The organism is Longimicrobium sp. (assembly GCF_036554565.1).
In the GTDB taxonomy this organism is placed as follows: domain Bacteria; phylum Gemmatimonadota; class Gemmatimonadetes; order Longimicrobiales; family Longimicrobiaceae; genus Longimicrobium.
The window spans coordinates 1-3,146 of sequence record NZ_DATBNB010000795.1; the positions used below are offsets into that span (position 1 = coordinate 1).

Sequence of the window (3,146 nt, forward strand, 5' to 3'; positions counted from 1 at the left end):
GCGCGCCAGGTCGCGGCTGATGGCCAGCCCCAGCCCGGTGCCCTCGGCGGTGCGCGTAAGGTCTGAGCGCAGCTGCACGAACGGCTCGAAGATGGCCTCGAGCTTGTCCGGCGGAATGCCCATTCCCGTGTCGGCGACCACGAACACGGCGTTCGGGCCCACCGAGTCGCAGCGCAGCGTCACCGTTCCGCCGGCGTCGGTGAACTTTACGGCGTTGGAAAGCAGGTTCGCCAGGATCTGGCGCAGCTTCTCTTCGTCGGCGCAGACGACGAAATCGTCCTCGCACGTTTCCACGTCCAGCACCAGCCCCTTGGCCTGGGCCTGCGGCGCCACCAGCGCCTCGGCCGAGGCCAGGGCCGAGCTCACCGTCACCTCGCCGATCTGGTAGTGGACGGTGCCCGTCTCCAGCTTGGCGTAGTTCAGCACCTCGTTGATCAGCCCCAGCAGGTGCCGCTGGCTGGCCTGGATGCGCGCCAGGTCGTCGCGCTGCTGCTCGGTGACCGGGCCGCGGATGCCCATCTCGATGAGGTCGGCGTACCCGCCGATGGCGTTCAGCGGGGTGCGCAGCTCGTGGCTCATGGTGGCCAGGAACTGGCTCTTGGCGCGATTGGCCTCCTCCGCCGCGCCGGTGCGCTCCTCCAGCTGCTCCGTGGTGGTCTGAAGCTCGCGCGTACGCAGCTCCAGCGCTGCGGACTGCGCCTGCATCTCGGCCGCGCGCTGCTCCAGCCGCTCGGCCAGGGCGCGCGCCTCGTCGGCGCGGCGGCGAAGCTCAAGCGAGAGCGTGCGGGCGCGCAGCAGGATCTCTACCCGCGCCCGCAGCTCGGGGCGCTCGATGGGGGCCACGATCAGCTCGTCGACGCTGCGCCACACGTGCCGGGTGATCATCTTTACCCCCGGCCGCGAGGTCACCAGCAGCGCGGGAAGAAAGGCCGGGTGCTCGGCCATCTTCCGGCGCTGCACCCGCTCCCACAGGCGGTCCAGCGCGCGGCCGTCCAGGACGCACAGGTCGAACTCCCCATCCAGCGCGTCGTCGTCTTCCGCCGGCAGCACCGCGTAATCGCGCGACAGCTCGCCGGCCAGCAGCGAGCGGTTCTCGGGCTGGTCCAGCAGCAGGAGAATGCGGCTGCCGCGCCCCTCGGGCGGGCGCGGTGCCTCGGACGTGGCGCGGACGGCGTCCGCGGCCGGGGCGCCGTTCATCCGCGCGGGGGATCGTCGTGGCGCACTCGCTCCGGCATGCCGGTCAGCACGCCGCGAAGGCCGGCGAGGGGAGCGCCCACCTGCACCCCGTCGCAGGTGACCTCGATTTCTCGCAGTGTCTTGGCGAAATCGCTGAGCCGCTTCTTCAGCACGCCCACCACCTTGCGCAGCTCGCCGCCCATCTCCAGGTAGCGAAGGAAGATGAGGTTGTCGCAGAGGTAGCTGACGCCGATGTCGGTCGCGCGGAAGTCGCCGGTGATGGAATCGGTCTCGTTCACCAGCAGCACGGTGACGCCCATGTTCTTCAGGTAGCGCCCCAGCGAGTGCAGGTGCATCACCAGGTCGTCGCCCGCCAGCGTCAGCCGGTACCCCGAAACGCCGTCGATCATCACGATCTTCACCCCGCGGTCTTCCACCTCGCGCCTCACCATCAGCGCAAACTCGCCGGGCGAAAAGCGCAGCGGCTCGATCTCCACCACGTGGAGCGACCCGTCGGCCATCATGTCGCGCACCGAGATGCCTACGTTGTCGCAGCGGTGAAGCAGCGTCTCCATCCCCTCCTCGAACGCGTACACCACCGAGCGCTCGCCGCGGGTGGCCGCTTCTTTCATGAACTGCATGCCCAGCGTGGTCTTTCCCACGCCGCTGGGGCCGCTGAGGATGGTGATGGTGCCCCGCTCGATGCCTCCACACAGCATTTCGTCCAGCTCGCCGATGCCGGAGGGGATGGGGGCGGGGTCGAAGGGCCGCTCGTGCGCGGCGGGCACCAGGCGCGGGTACACCTCCATGCCGGTGGCGGTCAGGCGCATGGAGTGGCGGCCGCCCTGGAAGTCCGACCCGCGCATCTTGCTGACGCTCAGGTAGCGGCGGAGCACGCCGTGCCGGGCAGAGATCTCCAGGTCGATGATCCCGTCGCTCATGAAGCGCAGGTCGTCGTCGGGCACGCTCTCGGTGGGCTCGGAGCTCAGCAGTACCGTGGCGCCGTGCTCCACCAGGTAGCGGACGAAGGACAGCGCCTGCTTGCGGAACTGGAAGGCGTCGGGCGCCAGGTAGCGGAGCGTGGTGACGGCGTCGACGAACACCCGCTGCGGCTTGAGCCCCTCGATGGTTTCCACGATCTGCCGCGTGGTGGGGTCGCGCTCCACGTCGGCGGGGGAAAAGATGTCGTAGCTCTGGTTCTGCGCGAAGAACTCGCGGGTGGGGCTCAGGTCCAGGAAGGTGATGCCCGACAGGTCCAGCCCCTGCGCCGCCGCGTCGTTGCGAAGCTGCGTTTCCGACGATTCCAGGGTGATCAGCAGGGCGCGCTCGCCCAGCGCCACGCCGGCGGCCAGGAAGTGAAGGCCCAGCGTGGTCTTGCCGGTGCCGGGGCCGCCGCGCACCAGGTAGGCGCGTTCCGGCACCAGGCCTCCATGAAGCACTTCGTCGAGGCCGGGCAGCCCCGTTGGGCGCCGCGGAGTGCCGGTATCCACGTTGAGATTCTCCCTGGATTGAAAAAGCCGCCGGATGCGTTCGCGCGATCCCGAATACACGAACCGCGCCAGCCGATCGCGGACGCACCGAACGCTGTCATCCCTGAGCCGCATGCGCACCGTACCGGCCCGCACGCCATCCCTGGCGTGGCGAAAGAATCCAGCCGCGGATGCGTACTCGATTGGGCGCGGCAGCGGTCACCGTAGCCGAGGCCTCGGCTGCCGTGGGGCCCTCACCCGGCCTCGCGGCCCTCACCCGGCCTCGCCTAGGCTCGTCCACCCTCTCCCCCAAACAGCGTGGGAGAGGGGGTACACTTCGGGTTCCGGGGCGCCAGGGCAGGCCCGGTGCTCGGGCCGCGCCCCCCATCCCCAACCCTTCCCCCGCAAACCGCGCGGGAGAGGGGGGAACTTCGGGTGAGCTTCGACGAGGTGCTGGTGCATGCCTCTGGGAGCCCCCCCCCCCCCGCCCCCCGCCCCCCC

The 3,146-nt window shown here is 70.1% G+C and carries 2 protein-coding genes; both read right to left on the reverse strand.

Going from position 1 to position 3,146, the window contains the following annotated elements; all coding sequences use genetic code 11:
- On the reverse strand, positions 1 to 1,197 hold a 1,197-nt coding region (locus tag VIB55_RS22365), incomplete at its 3' end, for an ATP-binding protein (protein ID WP_331878895.1).
- Positions 1,194 to 2,666 carry an ATPase domain-containing protein gene (locus VIB55_RS22370; protein WP_349263067.1) on the reverse strand — a complete coding sequence of 491 codons (1,473 nt, stop codon included), beginning with the start codon at positions 2,664 to 2,666 and terminating at the stop codon, positions 1,194 to 1,196. The genes VIB55_RS22370 and VIB55_RS22365, both read right to left, overlap by 4 nt.
- Positions 2,667 to 3,146 lie beyond the last annotated feature (480 nt).